General features: G+C 62.2%; 14 protein-coding genes. 8 read left to right on the forward strand and 6 right to left on the reverse strand.

All coding sequences use genetic code 11. From position 1 onward, the window contains the following. Window positions 1-13 precede the first annotated feature (13 nt). Entirely contained in the window at window positions 14-1372 is a 1359-nt protein-coding gene (locus MPZ60_RS06905; RefSeq protein WP_034360230.1) for an MFS transporter, read from the forward strand. 265 nt (window positions 1373-1637) lie between these two features. Then, window positions 1638-3263 carry an AMP-binding protein gene (locus MPZ60_RS06910; protein WP_034360234.1) on the forward strand — a complete coding sequence of 542 codons (1626 nt, stop codon included), beginning with the start codon at window positions 1638-1640 and terminating at the stop codon, window positions 3261-3263. Between the two features lie 102 nt (window positions 3264-3365). Here MPZ60_RS06910 and MPZ60_RS06915 read toward each other — a convergent pair whose 3' ends face one another. After that, a complete protein-coding gene (locus MPZ60_RS06915; protein ID WP_034360237.1) occupies window positions 3366-3806 on the reverse strand; it encodes a hypothetical protein in 441 nt (146 codons plus the stop codon). Window positions 3807-4066: 260 nt separating this feature from the next. Beyond that, window positions 4067-5782, reverse strand: a complete 1716-nt coding sequence (locus tag MPZ60_RS06920; protein WP_034360240.1) for an amidohydrolase family protein — start codon at window positions 5780-5782, stop codon at window positions 4067-4069. A 309-nt stretch (window positions 5783-6091) separates the two neighbouring features. Here MPZ60_RS06920 and MPZ60_RS06925 point away from each other — a divergent pair, with 309 nt between their 5' ends. Further along, window positions 6092-7387: an MFS transporter gene (locus MPZ60_RS06925; RefSeq protein ID WP_233425230.1), complete on the forward strand. Its 1296-nt coding sequence runs from the start codon at window positions 6092-6094 to the stop codon at window positions 7385-7387. Continuing rightward, window positions 7384-8109: an EthD domain-containing protein gene (locus tag MPZ60_RS06930; RefSeq protein WP_034360246.1), complete on the forward strand. Its 726-nt coding sequence runs from the start codon at window positions 7384-7386 to the stop codon at window positions 8107-8109. The genes MPZ60_RS06925 and MPZ60_RS06930 overlap by 4 nt, the downstream gene beginning before the upstream one ends. 176 nt (window positions 8110-8285) lie before the next feature. Here the strand turns inward: MPZ60_RS06930 and MPZ60_RS06935 are convergent, their stop codons facing one another. The 3 genes from MPZ60_RS06935 to MPZ60_RS06945 form a co-directional block, all read right to left on the reverse strand. Further along, entirely contained in the window at window positions 8286-9395 is a 1110-nt protein-coding gene (locus tag MPZ60_RS06935) for a Rieske 2Fe-2S domain-containing protein (protein WP_034360249.1), read from the reverse strand. A 158-nt stretch (window positions 9396-9553) separates the two neighbouring features. Further along, entirely contained in the window at window positions 9554-10390 is an 837-nt protein-coding gene (locus MPZ60_RS06940) for an SDR family NAD(P)-dependent oxidoreductase (protein WP_034360252.1), read from the reverse strand. A gap of 22 nt (window positions 10391-10412) precedes the next feature. Continuing rightward, window positions 10413-11747 carry an MFS transporter gene (locus MPZ60_RS06945; RefSeq protein ID WP_242607115.1) on the reverse strand — a complete coding sequence of 445 codons (1335 nt, stop codon included), beginning with the start codon at window positions 11745-11747 and terminating at the stop codon, window positions 10413-10415. Window positions 11748-11871: 124 nt separating this feature from the next. On the opposite strand from MPZ60_RS06945, the gene MPZ60_RS06950 reads away from it, so the two are divergent. Next, window positions 11872-13296, forward strand: a complete 1425-nt coding sequence (locus MPZ60_RS06950; RefSeq protein ID WP_034360258.1) for a coniferyl aldehyde dehydrogenase — start codon at window positions 11872-11874, stop codon at window positions 13294-13296. Window positions 13297-13533: 237 nt separating this feature from the next. Continuing rightward, entirely contained in the window at window positions 13534-14304 is a 771-nt protein-coding gene (locus MPZ60_RS06955; RefSeq protein WP_034360265.1) for a glucose 1-dehydrogenase, read from the forward strand. 261 nt (window positions 14305-14565) lie between these two features. Here MPZ60_RS06955 and MPZ60_RS06960 read toward each other — a convergent pair whose 3' ends face one another. Continuing rightward, window positions 14566-15501, reverse strand: coding sequence for a LysR family transcriptional regulator (locus MPZ60_RS06960; protein ID WP_034360268.1), 936 nt, complete (start codon window positions 15499-15501; stop codon window positions 14566-14568). 79 nt (window positions 15502-15580) lie between these two features. Here MPZ60_RS06960 and MPZ60_RS06965 point away from each other — a divergent pair, with 79 nt between their 5' ends. Together MPZ60_RS06965 and MPZ60_RS06970 are read left to right on the forward strand one after the other, a co-directional pair. After that, window positions 15581-16219: a DsbA family protein gene (locus tag MPZ60_RS06965; RefSeq protein WP_034360271.1), complete on the forward strand. Its 639-nt coding sequence runs from the start codon at window positions 15581-15583 to the stop codon at window positions 16217-16219. A 50-nt stretch (window positions 16220-16269) separates the two neighbouring features. Next, on the forward strand, window positions 16270-17169 hold the full coding sequence (locus MPZ60_RS06970) for a twin-arginine translocation signal domain-containing protein (RefSeq protein ID WP_034360274.1): 900 nt from the start codon (window positions 16270-16272) through the stop codon (window positions 17167-17169). Window positions 17170-17173 lie beyond the last annotated feature (4 nt).

The following is a 17173-nucleotide window of genomic DNA, read 5'->3' on the forward strand; positions in this document are numbered from 1 at the left end:
CAGGAGACAGGAAATGAGTGCATCTGCTGTGGCCCGTGTGCCGCAAGCCGCTTCGGCCAGGGTGATGCCGGCCAGCAATGTGACGGGCTGGCGTCGTCACTATCTGCTGCTGGTGCTGTTGCTCGTCTATGGCGTGAGCATGATAGACCGTCAGATCATGGGGGTGCTGATTCAGCCCATCAAGCAGGAGATGGGGGTTTCGGACAGTGCCATGGGCCTGCTCACGGGTCTGGCCTTTGCTCTGTTCTACAGCATTCTGGCAGTGCCATTTGGCCGCTTTGCCGACCGTACCAACCGCCGCAACCTGATTGCCTGGTGCTGCGCCGGCTGGAGCGTTGCCACGGGTCTTTGCGGCATGGCGGTGGGCTTCTGGAGCCTGACGGCTGCTCGTGTGGGCGTGGCTGTGGGCGAGGCGGGCAGCACGGCGGCATCGACCACCATGATCGCCGACGTCTACCCGCCCGAACAGCGCAGCCGAGCCATGAGCGTGTTCAGCCTGGGCCCGCATCTGGGCTCGCTGGTGGGCCTGGGCGTGGGAGCCTGGATTGCCCAGCACCATGGTTGGCGTGCGGCCTTTCTGTGGCTGTCTGTGCCCGGCGTGCTGATCGCTTTGGTGCTGCGCATGACTTGCCGTGAGCCTGTGCGCGGCGCGCAGGAGGGGCGTGCCGTGGTGCAGGCAGCAACCGAGAAGTTCAGCGAGGTGATGTCAGCCCTGGTGCGCAACAAGGCGTTTGTGGGCCTGGGGCTGGCCAGCATGCTGATGGCGTTCTCGGGCTATGCGATCGGCATGTGGAATACCGCGTTCCTGGTGCGCTCCCACGGTCTTCAGCTCAAGGACGCGGGCGCCATCATGGGATTCATCGGCGGGCCGGGGGCGATTTTTGGGGCTTTGCTCAGTGGCTGGGTCACCGATCTGATGGCAAGGAGGGATGTGCGCTGGCAGATTGGCGTTCCGGTTCTGGGGACGCTGATTTCGATTCCGCTGGGGCTGGCTTTCTATCTGAATGACTCTGCGGGACAGTGGACGCTGGCCGGCCTGCAGATTCCGCATGCGATTGCCTACTATGGCCTGTTCTCCATCTTCTCCAGCTTCTGGGCCGCGCCGGTGTTTGCTGCACTGACCAATGTGATTGCCTCCAGCCGTCTGGCGACTTCTCTGTCCATCTACAACCTGCTGCTGACTGCAGTTGGCGGTGGTCTGGGACCTCTGACGGTGGGTCTGCTCAGCGATGCATTCATCGTTCGGGCGGGCAGTGAATCGCTGCGCTGGGCGCTGGTCTGCATGCTCGCCTTTTATGCACTGGCGCTGCTGATCTATGCCTGGACCATCAAGCCCTATGCATCGATGGTGACTGCGAAAAAGATCGCTTGAAGCGATCTGGAAACAGACGATGGAGAGAGTTTCCACTGAGATTGTGCTTTCTTCGACTAAGTCTCGGGAAATGCCATGGCGGAAGTTTTTTAAGGGTAGGTGCTGTTGGGTGCGGCTTGCCTATCTGCGAGCATGCACCCTCGAAACCACAAGGGTCTGCACCAGGTTCAAGCGGACGATGAATGTGGACAGACCGTCGTCGAGCATTGCAGCACCTGCGGGACAAGTGGATTCGTAAAAACGGGAAGACAGACGGAGACAAGAGATGACACGGACCTTCAATCTGGCGGATATTTTTGAGTTGGTGGTGCAAGCTGTGCCGGATCGCATTGCCTTTGGCTGCGGCAGCCAGAAGCTCAGCTTCAAACAGCTCGATGAGCGAGCCAATCAGCTGGGCAATGCGCTGCGTGCGCGTGGCATAGGACGGGGCGACAACGTCGGCATCCAGCTCTACAACTGCGCCGAGTATCTGGAGGCCTTTTTCGCCTGCTGCAAGATCGGTGCCGTGCCGGTCAACGTCAACTACCGCTACGTGGCCGATGAGCTTCAGGGGCTGTTCAACAGCCTGGACCTGCGCGGCCTGGTCTATGGTGCGGACTTCGATGCGTCGGTGCTGGAAGTCATTGCCCTGGTGCCCACTTTGCGTCTGGCGCTGCGGGTTGGCGAGGAGCGCCATGGCCTGCCCAGGACAGTGCAACCCTACGAGCGCGTGTTGGCCGAAGGTGGACGGGAACTCACGGACGCCGAGCGCAGCGATGACGATATCTTCATGCTCTGCACCGGCGGCACCACGGGGTTGCCCAAGGGGGTGATGTGGCCGCATAAATCCTTGTTCATGGGGGCCTTGGGCGGTGGCGGCTATTACTTCCGCAGACCTCCCATCGAAAGGCCGGAGGAGCTGCTGCAACTGGTACCCAACGGCCCGGCACTGGCCTATCTGGCTGCGGCACCGCTCATGCATGGCGCAGCCATGTGGGCCACCCTGATCAGCCTGTTTTCCGGACATCCGGTCTATGTGAATGATCGCAAGAACTTTGATCCCGTACACATGCTGGATCTGATCGAGCATCACCAGATCAATGTGATGGCCGTGGTTGGCGATGCCATGGCCTTGCCCATCATCCAGACGCTGGAGAACAACCCCGGGCGCTGGCCTCTCAAGTCACTGATGATCTTCGGCAACGGCGGTGCCGTGTTCTCGCGTCATCTGCAGGAGCGGCTGCTGGTGCAGGTGCCTCATCTGGTGCTCAACAACGGCATGGCCAGCTCCGAATCCGGTGTCTTGGGCGGAGGGGAGAAAACGCCCGAGGGCGAAGGCTTTATGCGCATCTCGCCGCGTCCCGACCTCAGCGTGATCTCCGAAGATCTGCGCATTCTGACGCAGCCAGGTGAGGAAGGCATTCTTTCGCGCCGTGGTCACATGCCCCTGGGCTATTACGGAGATCCCAAGAAAACGGCCGAGACCTTTGTGATGGTCGAGGGCAGCCGCTGGGTGTTGACAGGGGACAGGGCCCGCATCGACACCACGGGTGAATATGTGGTGCTGGGCCGTGGTTCGCAGTGCATCAACACAGGAGGCGAGAAGGTTTACCCCGAAGAGGTAGAGGAAACCGCGCGCCGCTACCCGCCGGTTCAGGATGTGGTGGTCGTGGGCCTTCCTGACGAACGCTGGGGCAGCAAGGTGGTGGCCGTGGTGCAGGTGCAGCAGGGCCACGAGTTTGATCTGCAGGAGTTCGAAAAGATCTGCCGCAGCAATCTGTCGGGCTACAAGCTGCCGCGCGCCGTGTATCTGGCCACTGAAGTCAAGCGCAGCCCGGCAGGCAAGGCGGATTACCGCTGGGCCAAGGCCTATGCGGCGGAGCATGAACCGCTGAGCGCCGTAGCGGCCTGAACCGGAGGGAAGAACAGTTACAGACAGCACAAGGGATACCCTGTTCGTCGCGCCTGACGACGGGATTTAAAGGAGGCTCCGGCCTCCTTCTTTTTTTTATCTTCAGCGTGGCGCAGCGCAGATCCGGCGCGCAGTCTTCTCGGACTTCAGCGCCACAAAGGCTTTGGCTTGCGTGTCATAGCGGTGTGCAATCACATACCGGCTGCAGCGATCCGAATAGCGCGCGCAGGTCTGCATGGCAATGCAAAGATGGGGCCCGTTCCCCCAGACCTTGGCGGGCGGCCGGTCGTAAATGCCTTCGTACAGCGTCTGCTCCTGCGCTCCCCCGTCATTCCATCTGGCCACGATTTCAGAAGAGAAATGGTCAAAGCCTGCGCTGCTGTAGCCCACCTCGTAGTCAATCGTGCCCAGCAGGGTGATGGAAGTGCGGCCCGTGACCTGCTTTTCCCAGGCCGCAGCTTCCTGCGCGCTGCAAGGCATGACGCAAAAGCTCAGCAGCATGAGCCAGATCTGAGGCGGGATACGGAACTTGCGCAAATGCATGGGGTATGGACGTGGAAGATGACGGGGTCACTATATCGCTGGCATCCACATGGCGTGAACACGATCTGCTCGATGTGCCTGCTCAAGGCGCTTGGTCGAGGCGCCCTATTTCTGCGAAGGAGGCCAGGGAGGATGATTGCTCGCAAGCAGGGCGGGTCTGACGGATCTGGTCCGTTTTTGGATGAGGAGGGGATGAAAAACGAGCGCAGGCCTCAAGAGCCGGGCTTGCTTCGAGGCCTGGTGGGGAGGATCGGCAGCGCTCAGCTGACCCTGTGCTCGCTGCGCTTGAGCAAGCGGCCCGGCAATGCATCGGTGGCCATGCTGTCGCGGTAGGTGATCTGGCCGGACTTGATGGTGTAGCGATAGCCCTGCGCGCCTTGCAGGAAGCGCTTGCCGCCGGCGGGCAGGTCGCGAGCTATGTGCGGCGGCAGAATTTTGAGCGCCTGCAGATCGATGAGGTTGAGATCCGCCAGTTTGCCGACCTGCAGGACTCCTCGGTCGGCAAAGCCGTAGAGCGAAGCCGGCCGCTGCGTCAGCATATGGACGGCCTGCTCGATGCTGAACAGGCCGCGCTCGCGCACCCATTCGGTGAGCAGAAAGGTCGTGGCGCTGCCGTCGCAGATGGTGCCCACATGGGCGCCGCCATCGCCCAAGGCGGGTACGGTGTGGGGATGGCCGAGCAGCTCGTGCAGGGCGCTGCAGTCATGGTCCAGATAGTTGGCCATGGGCAGATAGACCAGTGCCTGACCTTCATTGCCCAGCATGAAGTCATACATCCAATCCAGCGGTGGCTGGCCGGCTGCGTCGGCCAGAGCCTGAACCGAATCGCCTTCTTGCGGCAGATAGTTGGGCTCTTGGCCGCTCCAGGGGTACATGCCCGCAAAGTTCTGGCCGAAGTACTCCATGAACAGGTGGGGATTGCGGTCCTTCTCGCCGAGGATGGCGCTGCGCGTGCCTGGTCGGGACAGCTCTTTGATGCGTTCTGCCGGGCTGAGCTGTGCCAGCGCTTCATAGCTGGGCTTGCTGGAAAAGGGGTTCAGGCTGCATTCAAACCCCATGAGTACGCCCACAGGGCGGTTGAGCACCTGGCCCATGATGCGCAGCCCGCCGGCATTGGCTGTTTCAATATGCTGCAGCAGCTCTCGGTGCAGCTGCGGGCGGTGCGGATACTGAAGCACGGTGAGAGTGCCGGCGCAGCCCGTGCCCTGACTGACGCGTGTGAGGATGCCGAATTCGTCCTCGATGTGCTCGAAGTCCGAGATCATCTGGAAGACGCTGTTCGGATAGCTCTTGAGCGAGAGTCCCAGCTCCAGCAACTCGTCGCTCACGGCCTGGTACATGGGGGTGAAGTCCCCCGACTTGGAGCGGTGGGCCATGGTGCGCGAGGTTGACAGACCAACGGCACCGGCGGCCAGACCTTGCTTGATCAGCTCCTGCATGGTGCCGATGTCCTCGGCATTGGCCTGCTCGCGCCGTATGGCGCGCTCGCCCATGGCATAGACGCGCAGCGGACCGTGAGGCAGCAGGGCTGCAATATCGATGTCGTAGTGCCGCCCTGCCAAGGCTTGCAGATACTCAGGAAAGCTTTCCCAGTTCCAGGGCAGGCCTTCATGCAGCGCGGTGTCGGGGATGTCTTCCACGCCCTCCATGAGCGCAATCAGCGTGTCGCGGTCCTCGGGCCGGCAGGGGGCAAAGCCCACGCCGCAGTTGCCAATCACTGCGGTGGTCACGCCCTGCTGGGAACTTGGCCAAAGCCTTTCATCCCAGGTCGCCTGACCGTCAAAGTGGGTATGCACATCCACAAAGCCCGGTGTCACCAGCAATCCGTCGGCATCGATTTGCTGCGCGGCGGCTCCCAGGTCTTGGCCGATGGCGGCGATGCGCCCGTTGCGCACGCCAAGGTCTGCGCGGTAAGCAGGGGCGCCGGTGCCGTCCACGATGCGGCCGTTGCGGATCAGCAAGTCGAAATGCGGCATGTGTCAGTCTCCTTGAGGTTCTGGCATGCGGTCGAGCCCGCAGCCGCATTCCATTAAGAGGCAATCCGCACCCAAGGCCAATCAGGGTTAGGGAATCGTCCGTTGGGACGATGTGAGGGCGGCTGCTCATGACCACGATGCTCAAGGCGGCGCCATCGGACTGGACATGGATGCGGCCGCGATGCGAGACGTGCGCAAAGACCTGCTCCCGCGCTCCTTCCGTCCGAGGGCAGACAGCGCTGCTGAGGCGTGAACAGCGGTGGGAATAGCGGCGAGAGCCATGACGTGCTGCAAAAAACCAAGAAAACAATGACAAACAAAAATCATCAAAGCTCATCAAGAGTGTATGTGCTGGCGCTGCTGACGGCCTTGTCTGCCCTGACCTTCATGGACCGGCAGATCCTGGCTGTGCTGCTGCAGCCCATCAAGCAGGAGTTCGGCTTCTCGGACTTGCAGATCGGCCTGATCACCGGACTCGGTTTTGCGCTGACGTTCGCAGTGCTGGGCATTCCTCTGGGACGACTGGCAGACAGAAAAGAGCGCCGCAGCCTGATTGCCTGGTGCCGTGGCGTTGGTGGCAGCGTGGCGGCGCTGGGCGCGCTGGCCACTGGCTCGGGTGGACTGACTGCATCGCGCGCCGGTGCCGCATTGGGGGATGCCGGTGGCGGCGCTGCGTCCATGTCCATACTGGCCGATCTGTACAAGCCCCATGAGCGCTCGCGTGCCATGAGTGTTTTTGGTGTCGGCAATGCGATGGGCGCCTTGCTGGCTTTGCTTCTGGGGCCGTTGTTTGCCGAGTGGTGGGGGTGGCGTGTGACCATGGTCATCATCGGTGTGGCCATCATGGTCTTGTCCCTGGTGCTGCGCCTGAGCATCAGCGAACCCGTTCGGGCCATCGCGCAGGTGATCTCCGAGCCGCAGGACGGCCGGCAGCAGGCCAAATCTGCCGTCGCCTTGATATGGAGAGAGCCCGTGACCCGATTTCTAATCGTGGGCGCTGCTTGTGTCCTGATCGCGGGAATCTCGATCGGCGCCTGGAATGTGGCTTTGCTTGCGCGGCGTTTCGATCTCAGTCTCAAACAGGCGGGGACGATTTCTGCAGGGGCCGCTGTGCTCTCGGTCTCGGGCAGCCTCTTTTCTGGCTGGTTGACGGACCGGCTGGCGCGCAGCGATGTGCGCTGGCAGATTCGCATCCCCGTGATCGGCACCAGCCTGGCCATGGTGCTGGGTTTCGGCTATCTGCTGGTGGGCTCGGACATGTTCATGCTGTCCATGGCCTGCATGTTGATCTATTCGTTCTTCACATCCTGGTGGGCTCCGGCCACCTACGCTGCCTTGAGCCTGGTCGTGCCGACCGAGCGGCGCGCCACGGCCAGCGCCATGGTGCTGATGGCCGGAGCCCTGCTGGGCAACGGAGTGGGGCCTATTGTGGCCGGCTGGCTCAGTGATGTGCTCAACACCGTTGCGCCCGGCGAAGGCCTGCGCTATGCCATGGCGATCATGATGTGCACGCTGCTGCCCGCGGTATGGGCGTTTTACCGTGCTCTGCAGCATTACCCCGGCGCCTATCGCAAGGCCCACGCGCCCGTGGTCGCTGCCGCATGAAGGCGGAAAAAGTGACCGAGAAGGATTCTTGCGTCGTCTGGAAGATGATCTATCTGGCGCGGCGCAACCCGGCGCTGCGCCCAGAGGAGTTCGCGCAGGCATGGCGCGAGCATTCCGCGCTGGGCCGCCAGTGTCGCAACGTGGGCCAGCGCGTCAAGGCCGTGGCCCAGTGCTCACGACATCTGCAGGCAGATGCCGCAGAGCTGAACAAGGACTATGACGGCGTCAACCTCATGGTGCTGGCCGAGCGCGAAGCAGGCTCTGCGATCTGGAGCGACCCCGAAACCCTGGCCGTCATGCGCCCCGACGAGCCGCGCGTGTTTGCCGACTATGTTCGCAATTTCTCGCTGCTATGCCGTCAGCAGGTGTTGCGTGGCAACCTGTGCACAGATGTCTTGCCGCAGCATAAACAAGTCATGTTGATCGGCTTTTTGCAGCGCAGCGACGTCTGGCGGGGTGCTGCGGCCTTGCCGGAGATTTGTCCACCGCAGTGGCAAAGCCTTGCTCTGGACCTGGCCAGCCGCATTGTCTGCAACACCATCGATGAGCAGCCTCCTTCCGGCTACGGCTACCGCCATGTGGTCGAGTGGTGGTTTGACACGGTGGAGCAGGCGCAGGCGGCAGTGGCTTCACTCGATGTCTCGGCCCGTGCGCAGGACGGCGAGTTCGGCTGGGGCGAGCATGTCTTCATGCTGACGGAGGTGACACATGCCAGACCTTGAGGGATTGAAAAGATAGTAGCTGCTTGCGCTTTATGAATAAGGATTTCAATATGTTTTGTATTGAATTTCCATGGAGATAAAGCGCTGGAAGCTATGGTTTTAAAGGGCAGACCTTCACCCCGACAAAAAAAGGCCCATGCAAGCGCATGGGCCTTTGGCCTTGGAGATTCTCGGGATCAGGCCGTCGCTTCCTCGGCTTCCTGGGTATAGGCCACCATTCCGCGAGGAATGTACCTGCCTTCGCACTGGTCCAGATACTCGGCCGCCTTGGCGCGGGGGTTGTAGAACTGCTTGTACCAGATGCGGGCCTTGAGGAAGGCGCCGTCACTGGGGATGAACAGCGGGTTCAGGCAGGGCGCCTTCTGAGACCAGACTTCGAAGTCCTGAGCAAAGGCCAGGCGGCTGGCCTCCTGGTACTGTTTGGCCGCGATTTCGTCCGCCTTGGTGGGCAGGCCGCCGTGTGCAGTCTTGACCAGCAGGTTGTGCCAGACCTTGATCCTGCCGTCCTCGATGGGGGTGTGCATGATCATCATGAAGGAGTTGAACATGCCGCTGACCTTGGAGACCAGGATGGAGGGGCCGTGGTACCAGGTGTCGGTGTGCAGATCGGCGCTGGCGCCGCCTTCGCCCACCAGGGTGCGGTGACCGCCGCACTGGCGCTGGATGGCGTTGTGGCCCTTGAACTCGTTCTCGAAGCGTGCCACGGTGGAGCCGTGGATGGGGCTCAGATGACCATAGTCGGCAATATTGTCCACGACCTCCATGGGGTGCTGGTTCAGCTCGCCCAGGTAGTCCCACTGGCCGTTGACATAGGTCTCGTCATGCCAGTCGCCAAAAGTGGGCAGATCGTAGTCGGGCTCGCCGCCTTCGGGATCGAACCAGACCCAGATGGCTCCGTACTGCTCGACAACCTTCCAGCTCTTGACCGCAGCCGCTGCCGGAATGGCTCCGTCGTGATAGGGGATGTGGTTGCACTTGCCGTCCGCGCCGAAGCGCCAGCCGTGATAGGGGCAGCGGATGCCGTCGCCTTCCACATTGCTGCCGCCGCCGTCGATCACCACATAGCTGGTGGCATTGGGCGCTGCCAGATGGGTCTTCATATGGGGGCAGTAAGCGTCCAGCAGCACGACCTTGCCGCTTTCGCGGCCACGGTACAGCGCGAAATCCTGGCCGAAGAAGCGCACGGCCACGGGCTTGTGGGTGTCGAGCGCCTTGGCCTCGGAAATCATGAACCAGCCACGTGGGTAGGTGAATTCACCGAGGCGGTAGTCCTTCGTGGTTGCCATTGCAGAGGTCTCCGTATTTAGTTTTGGACGGATGAATCTTCTGGCAAGCGGCGTCGCCGCGCATACTCTGTTTGGACGAGTGAAGGCGCGGCTTTGATCTGGCGCAAACCGCACAGGGTTTTCCCTTGGTCGGGTGTTTGCGCACGCTTACCTGCGGCTCACATGGTCGCAGCCACGCGCTCTTTGTGAAGTGGTTGCAGGTCAATCATGGTGTAACTCTTGGCCAGTGGCAGAGCGTCTTTCTCAGTGCCCAGCCAGAACAGTGCCGCCGCAATTTCTTCGGGGGTGGAGGCACCATAGCGCTGAGCCAGCAGGCCATCGTCGCCCAGCGTGGCCTTGACGGCCTCGGTGCTCACCACGCCGGGGTTGACGCTGAAGGCGCGCACATTTTGCTGCTTGTATTCGGTGTTGATGCAGCCGGCCAGGCGCGCGATGGCGGCCTTGGAGGCTCCATAGGCAAAGCCCCAGCCGCCCTGGTCGGCGGGCACGGGCGGGTTGTACTGGCCCGCAGCCGAGCACACATTGATGATGCGGCCGCCGCCTTGTGACGCCATGGCCGGCAGCAGGCGCTGAGCCAGATGGAAAGGGGCGATGACATTGCCCAGCATGGAGCGCTGCAGCGACTCAGCCGTTATCTCGGGGATCAGGTGGTTGATTTCGCGGTTTTGGTAGACGGCGTTGTTGATCAGCAGATCGACACGGCCAAAGCGTGTCAGTACGGCGTCGGCGGCCTTGTCCAGGCTGCTCAGGTCCATCAGGTCCATGACATGCGGAAACACCTCGCCCCCAGCGGCCTCAATGGCCTTGGCTGTGGACTCCAGACTGCCGGACAGAAGCTGGCCGTTGGGCAGGCGCAGCTGGTTTTCCATCTGCGCACCTTCGGTCAGCGTGCGGGCGGTGATGGCCACGCGCCATCCCTTGGTGGCAAAGAAGACGGCGGTTGCAGCGCCAATGCCGCGGCTGGCACCGGTGATGAGAACTACGGGTCGGCTCATGAGAGTCTCCAATTTTTGATGATCAGGCGGCATTCATCTGCAACTGCTGCAGGCGCTGCTTATAGGGGCGGATGGCCAAGGCGAAGAAAAGCGAAGTGATGACTAGCAGCGAGGTCACACCCATCAGCGCCCAGCGCAGGCCTTCGGAGCCATGGGTCCGGGCAAAGTAGTCCGACAGAATGCCGGTTACCAGTGGACCCAGGCCCACGCCCAGCAAGGTCATGAAAAGATTGAGAAGTGCCGAGGCGACGCTGCGTTCGGCTGCAGTCACCATCTGGCTGACGGCGCTGTATGAGAGCGTGGCAAACCAGCTCGCAAAAAAGCCGAACAGCAGGGCGAATGCCATGGCATAGGGGACCTTGATGCCGGCAACCGTCCAGAAGTCGGATACAGGCCAGAAAAACACGGCGACGCCTGCAGGCACGGCGCAGAAGGTGCCCATGGCGGCCAGACGCAGCTGCCAGCGCGAGTCGCGCTGGGTCAATCTGTCGCTGAGCCAGCCGCAGAACATGGCGCCGAACACGGCCCCCAGGCCGCTGGCCAGGCCGAACACCAGGCCGGCGTGAGAGATGCTCATGCCGTGAATGCGCATGAAAAAGCTCGGCGCCCAGACACCGTAGCCATAACCTGCAATACCGGCCACGCCGCAGGCGATGCAGATATAACGCAGCGGCGCCATGCCCAGCAGGCGCCTTATCTGGCGAAACATGGATTCGCGCGGAGCACTGTCTTGAGCTGCGGGCTTGATGCTTTCATAGGCGCCACGTGCCGGCTCCTTGACAAAGAAATACACCAGCAGCGCAAGAATGACGCCCGGAATGCCGAAGGCGAGAAACACGGAGCGCCAGCCGTAATGCTGGGCCACCATGCCGCCTATGACCAGTCCCAGCAGCGTTCCCAGGTTGGGGCCCATCATGAACAGACTGATGGCAAACGAACGCATCTTGGGAGGATACAGATCCGAGACTATGGACACCGAGGGCGCCATGCCGCCGGCTTCGCCCACGGCCACGCTCATGCGGGCCAGCAGCATGTGCCAGTACTGGGTGGCCATGCCGCAGACAGCGGTGGCAAGGCTCCAGATCCCGCAGCACAGGGCCACGATGTTGCGGCGGTTGCGTGTGTCGGCCAGACGCCCCACAGGCACACCCAGCATGGCATAGATCAGACCGAAGGCCAGCCCCGTGAGCAAACCCATCTCGGTATCTGAGGCGCCGAATTCCTGTTTGACGGGCTCCAGCAAAATAGACAGAACCTGTCGGTCAATGAAGGAGAAAATATAGACCAGCGCCAGCAGGGCGAGGCTGAGATGAGTGCGCCAGCTGACGGCGGGAGGCGGAGTTTGAGGGGTGTGCATGCGCTGCATCGTGCGAGGGGCTTAGGGTTATGCCATCGTCTTTTTGGACGACGACCGCGAAATCCGGAGGTCTGAGCATGTGCCTTCCGTTCATGGCTTTCAAGAGAAATATCGAGGAGACAAAATGACCCAGACGAATTCGTCCATCGGCATTCGCCAGTTGCTGGACATGCAAAAACAGGCCTTTATCGAAGAGGCTGCGGTCAGCGCCGATGTGCGCATGCAGCGCATTCAGCAAGTCATCGATATGCTGGTGGAGCACAAGGAGGAACTTTGCCAGGCCATGGGCGAAGACTTTGGTGGCCGCCCCGCCGTGTTCTCGCTGGCCAATGACATTCTTGGCTCGCTCTCCTCGCTCAAGCATGCACGCGATCACCTCAGGGACTGGCTGGGTGACTCCGAACGTCCCAGCGTCAAACCCTTTGACATGTTTGGCGCCACGGCCTGGGTCAAGTACCAGCCCAAGGGCGTGATCGGCATCATCGGCACCTGGAATGCACCGCTGTTCACCTTGCTGTCGCCGCTGGCCTGCGCGTTCGCGGCTGGCAACCGGGCCGTGCTCAAGCCCTCCGAAATTGCGCCGCGTACGGCCCAGGTGCTGGCCGAGGCCGTGGCCAGGCGCTTTGATCCCCAGGTGCTGGCCGTGGTGCAGGGAGGCCCCGAAGTGGCTGCGGCGTTTGCCGAGCAGCCCTGGAACCATATGGTCTTCACGGGCTCCACCAGCGTGGGCAAGCTCATCATGGCTGCTGCCGCCAGGAACCTGGTGCCCGTGACGCTGGAGCTGGGTGGCAAGTCTCCCGTGCTGGTGGGCGATTCCGCCGACATCGCCAATGCGGCCGAGCGCATCGCCGTAGGCAAATCGCTCAACTCCGGCCAGCTCTGCGTGTCACCCGACGTGGTCTGGGTCCATGAATCCCGCCTGCAGGCGCTGGCCGATGGCATTGTCTCGCAATACCAGGCGCTGTATCCCTCGGTGACAGGCAACGCAGACATGACGCCCGTGATCAACGAGCGCCACCACGCACGTGTGAAAGCCTATGTCGATGATGCCAAGGCGCGCGGTCTGACCGTGCTGGAAGTCGGTGCCGCGCAAGCCGGCGCAGACCGCCGCCTGCCGCTGGCGCTGGTTATCAACCCGCCAGCCGAAGCCGAAATCTCTCAGCACGAGATCTTTGGCCCGGCCGTGGTGCTGCGCAGCTTCCAGAACATCCGCGACGCCGTGGCCGCGATCAATGCCGGTGAGCGCCCGCTGGCTCTGTACTACTTCGGCAGCGACGAGACGGAGCAGAACTGGGTGCTGGACAACACGCTGTCCGGCGGTGTCTCCATCAATGATGTGGTCATGCATCCGGCGCTGGAGGATGCGCCGTTTGGCGGCGTGGGTGCTTCGGGCATGGGCCACTATCATGGCCGCGAGGGTTTTCTCGAGTTCAGCCATGCCCGCTCCGTCTACAAGGCCGGCAACCACGACCCGCGTCGCGAGTGGGGCATGCTGCCGCCCTATAACGAGCAGTTCGCGCAGATGCTGCAGGCAGCAGTCACCCCCTGAGCCGTTGCGCGGCGGCGGGGCTGTCTAGATCCTTGCTCGCAGTCCCTGATCTGGACTTTGCCTGATTCGCGGCTCTGCCCTGGTGCAGCGCTATCAATTTCAAGGGCTCAATGCTCGCGTGTTGACGCAGGCTGCAGGGGCAGGCCATGGGACTTGTCCCATGGTCCGTTTGGCTGATGTCCTGAACGCGTTTCGTGCAGAGCATGGGCGGGTCTGAACGCAATCATAGGAAGAGACATGAACGAGATTTTTCGCCAGTTTTCGCTGGAGGGGAAGGTGGCCGTGGTGACCGGCGCGGGCAAGGGTATCGGTCGTGCATGCGCTGTCACGCTGGCGAAGGCCGGCGCCGATGTGGCGCTGTTTGCGCGCACCGAGGCGGATCTGAAGGCAGTCAAGGCCGAAATTGAAGCGCTGGGCCGCCGCGCCATTGCCGTGCAGGGCGATGTGAACAAGGAAGAAGATCTGGACAAGCTCATCGTCCGCACTGTGGAGGAGCTGGGCAAGATCAATGTGCTCATCAACAATGTGGGCGGTGGCGGCCCCAACGACCCGCGCAAGGTGGCGGGCAAGGCCGTGGGCGACATGCTGGCCTTCAATGTGGTGCCTGCATACACGCTGATCCAGAAGGCGGCTGCGGCCATGGAAGCTGCGGGCGGCGGAGCCGTGGTCAATATCTCGTCGACGGCGGCACGCTACTCGCAAAAGTACTTCAGCGCCTATGGTGCGGCCAAGGCCGCTCTCAACCAGATGACACGCTGCCTGGCGCAGGACTTCGGTCCCAGGGTGCGTATCAACGCCATCGAGCCCGGCACCATCATGACCGATGCACTGGCACCGTTTCTCACGCCGGATCGCAAGGAGCGCATGGAAAAGACCACACCCATGGCACGCATGGGCCAGCCCGAAGACATTGCCAGTGCCGCGCTGTTTCTGGCCAGCCCCGCATCGAGCTGGGTGACCGGCAAAGTGCTGGGGGTGGACGGAGGTGTGGAGGCGCCCAACTTCTGAGTCTGATGGCATCGCTCGGGCGGGAGCGACCGCCTCGCACAGGAAAAGGGGGCTTGGGCTCCCTTTTTCTATGCACTCTTGACGATGTCGCTTGAACTCGATCCGCAGCAGGAATCGAGCCGCTGCGTTCCCGGTCAAGCGCAATTGCAAGGTCTGCAAGCTGCTGCCCGGATGGCGTGGCTGCTGTGCGGTGGAGGTCCGATGTGGCTTCAGCATGCCATCGCCTGAGCCGCTTGTCAGCTGTCTGATGGCCGACCTTGGTCATGCTCTGGAGCGGATTTGCTCCTGCATCAGGTCCACGAAGGCTTTGACCTTTGCCGGTCGGAATCGTGCGGTCGGGAACACGGCATGAACGCCCCCCGATGGCAGCGACCAACTGGGCAGCACCTGTATCAGCGCGCCGCTTTTCAAATCATCGGCCACGGCAAAGTCGGGCAGCACCGACAAGCCCGCCCCATGACGCACGGCTTCGCGCACGGCCAGTGTCGCATCGAGCGAGATCACAGGGTGCACTGTCACGCTCTGGCGCTCCAACTCGCTGCGCGAGAAGCTCCAGTTGCAGGGTTCACGCAAGGCCGTGTTCGCGACAAAGGGAAGCTCGCTGATGTGCTGTGGCTGTTTGAGCTGCGTCACTTGCCGGCGCAATGAGGGAGCGGCGACCAGCAATTGCCTGAAGCTCCCGATCTGACGGGCCTGCACATTCAAGTGGGAAAGCCAGCCGACGCGGATTGCCAGCTCGACCTGCCCCGACATCAGATCAAGCGGCTGGTCGCTGAACACGGCGTCCACCTTGCATTGGGGGTAGTGCCGCGTGAACTCGGTGATGGCTGGCACCACTGCCGTGATGCCATAGTCCAGCGGGGCGGTCAGACGCAAGGTTCCCGAAGGCTCGGCCGCAACTTCCCCCAGCTCGTCGAAAGCATCGCCCGCTTCCTTGAGGATGGATGCGCAGCGTTGATAAAAGATCCGGCCTGCATCGGTGGGAACGACCTTGCGGGTGGTGCGGGTCAGAAGCGTCGTGTGGAATTCGCGCTCCAGCCTTGCGACCTGCTGGCTGACCACGGCCTTGGTGATGCCCAGACGGTCCGCGGCCGCCGTGAAACTGCCGGTTTCCACCACGGCCGCGAAGTAGGCCAGGCGCTTGAGATTGGCAAGCCTGCCGGCGACGGATTCTTCTGAATTGTTTGCTATTGACATACAGTTTATCTATTCGATCAGGCTTTTTCTGTCAATGCTTTGTTCCTACGATCACGGTATTGAAGCAACGGAGCCCTCGGTGACCAAGACCCTGCATTACGTATTCGATCCCCTGTGCGGCTGGTGCTACGGTGCCGCCGCAGCGGTGGCGGCCTTGGGCAAAGTGCCTGAGGTCGAACTGCGCCTGCTGCCCAGCGGCCTTTTCGCAGGCGCGGGTGCACGTCTCATGGACGATGGCTTTGCCGCCTATGCCTGGAGCAACGATCAGCGCATCGAGCGCCTGACGGGGCAGCGCTTTAGCGAGCGCTACCGCAGCCATGTGCTGTCGGATCGTCAGCAACTGTTCGACAGCGGCCCGGCCACCCTGGCGCTGAGCGCTGTCAGTCTGTGCACCCCAGAGCGTGAGCTTGACGCCCTTGAGTCCATTCAGCATGCCCGCTACGTCAATGGCGAGGACATCACGCAACCGGACACATTGATGGCCGTTCTGCAGGCCCTGGGGCTGGAGCAGGCTGCTGCAAGCCTGCGCCGGTCCGATGGTGAACTGCTGGCTGCCAATCGAGCCCGCATCGAGAGTGCAAAGGCGCTGCAGAGCCAGCTTGGTGCGCGTGGAGTTCCAAGCTTTATTCTGGAAACCAATGGCCAGCGCCAATTGCTGAACTCCAGTGCCGCTTACTCCAACCCGCAGGCCTTTGCCGAGCAGCTCAGCGCGGCCTGAGCCTTTCGCGTCTGACCCCCGCCATTTTTGAAATTCACTGAAGGACCATCATGATGAATCGCCGAGACTTTGTTCAAACCGCTGCCGCTGTCGGCATTGCCACAGGCCTGGCTGGTTGCGCCGCAGCTGTGAGCGGCCATTCCAGGCTGCAATGGAAGCACTTTCCCGCAGGCGACAAAGGCTTCTTCCGTGCGCCCGTGCTGCTCTCGGGCGATAGGGAGGCCATTCTCATCGACGGCGGCTTTTCCCTGCCCGATGGACGCGCCGTGGCCGAAGCCATCAAGGCATCGGGCAAGCAGCTGACCACCATCTACGTCAGCCAGAGCGACCCGGACTATTACTTCAGCCTGGGCTCGATCAAGGCCGCCTTCCCCGATGCCAGGGTGCTGGCCGCCTCCGACACCATTGCCGCCATCCGTGCCAATGTGCAAAAGAAGATAGCTACCTGGGCGCCCCAGCTCAAGGAGAACGGTCCGCAGAAGCTCGCCGACATCGTCTTTCCTGAAGCCTATGACGGCCCTGCACTGATGCTGGAAGGCAACACCATCGAAATCGTCAAGGCACAAGGACTGGAGAACCGCCGCTACCTGTGGGTCCCCTCGCTGAATGCAGTCTTCGGTGGCGTGCTGATCTTCTCCGGGTTGCATGTGTGGACGGCCGATACCCCGACGGCTGCCTCTCGCGCGGCCTGGGTAAAGAACCTGGAAGCCATCGCCGCCCGCAATCCGGCCGTGGTCGTGCCGGGCCACCTGGGCGCCCATGAAGCGCTGGATGTTTCGGCCGTGAACTACACCCGCGAGTACCTGCTGGCCTTCGAACAGGAGCTGGCCAGGGCGGCCAATGGCGACGCGCTGATCGCAGCAATGAACAAGCGCTACCCTGACGCCGGCCTGGCCGCCGCGCTGCAGATCGGCGCAAAGGTGGCCATGGGTGAGATGAAGTGGGGCTGAAGCC

This window comes from Comamonas sp. 7D-2, from assembly GCF_022749555.1.
GTDB classification, from domain to species: Bacteria; Pseudomonadota; Gammaproteobacteria; order Burkholderiales; family Burkholderiaceae_C; genus Comamonas; species Comamonas thiooxydans.

Excerpts from the sequence above, each read along its gene's own strand:
- MPZ60_RS06905 (WP_034360230.1), top strand. The coding sequence starts at position 14 with ATGAGTGCATCTGCTGTGGCCCGTGTGCCGCAAGCCGCTTCGGCCAGG.
- MPZ60_RS06910 (WP_034360234.1), top strand. The coding sequence starts at position 1,638 with ATGACACGGACCTTCAATCTGGCGGATATTTTTGAGTTGGTGGTGCAA.
- MPZ60_RS06915 (WP_034360237.1), bottom strand. The coding sequence starts at position 3,806 with ATGCATTTGCGCAAGTTCCGTATCCCGCCTCAGATCTGGCTCATGCTG.
- MPZ60_RS06920 (WP_034360240.1), bottom strand. The coding sequence starts at position 5,782 with ATGCCGCATTTCGACTTGCTGATCCGCAACGGCCGCATCGTGGACGGC.
- MPZ60_RS06925 (WP_233425230.1), top strand. The coding sequence starts at position 6,092 with ATGACAAACAAAAATCATCAAAGCTCATCAAGAGTGTATGTGCTGGCG.
- MPZ60_RS06930 (WP_034360246.1), top strand. The coding sequence starts at position 7,384 with ATGAAGGCGGAAAAAGTGACCGAGAAGGATTCTTGCGTCGTCTGGAAG.
- MPZ60_RS06935 (WP_034360249.1), bottom strand. The coding sequence starts at position 9,395 with ATGGCAACCACGAAGGACTACCGCCTCGGTGAATTCACCTACCCACGT.
- MPZ60_RS06940 (WP_034360252.1), bottom strand. The coding sequence starts at position 10,390 with ATGAGCCGACCCGTAGTTCTCATCACCGGTGCCAGCCGCGGCATTGGC.
- MPZ60_RS06945 (WP_242607115.1), bottom strand. The coding sequence starts at position 11,747 with ATGCACACCCCTCAAACTCCGCCTCCCGCCGTCAGCTGGCGCACTCAT.
- MPZ60_RS06950 (WP_034360258.1), top strand. The coding sequence starts at position 11,872 with ATGACCCAGACGAATTCGTCCATCGGCATTCGCCAGTTGCTGGACATG.
- MPZ60_RS06955 (WP_034360265.1), top strand. The coding sequence starts at position 13,534 with ATGAACGAGATTTTTCGCCAGTTTTCGCTGGAGGGGAAGGTGGCCGTG.
- MPZ60_RS06960 (WP_034360268.1), bottom strand. The coding sequence starts at position 15,501 with ATGTCAATAGCAAACAATTCAGAAGAATCCGTCGCCGGCAGGCTTGCC.
- MPZ60_RS06970 (WP_034360274.1), top strand. The coding sequence starts at position 16,270 with ATGATGAATCGCCGAGACTTTGTTCAAACCGCTGCCGCTGTCGGCATT.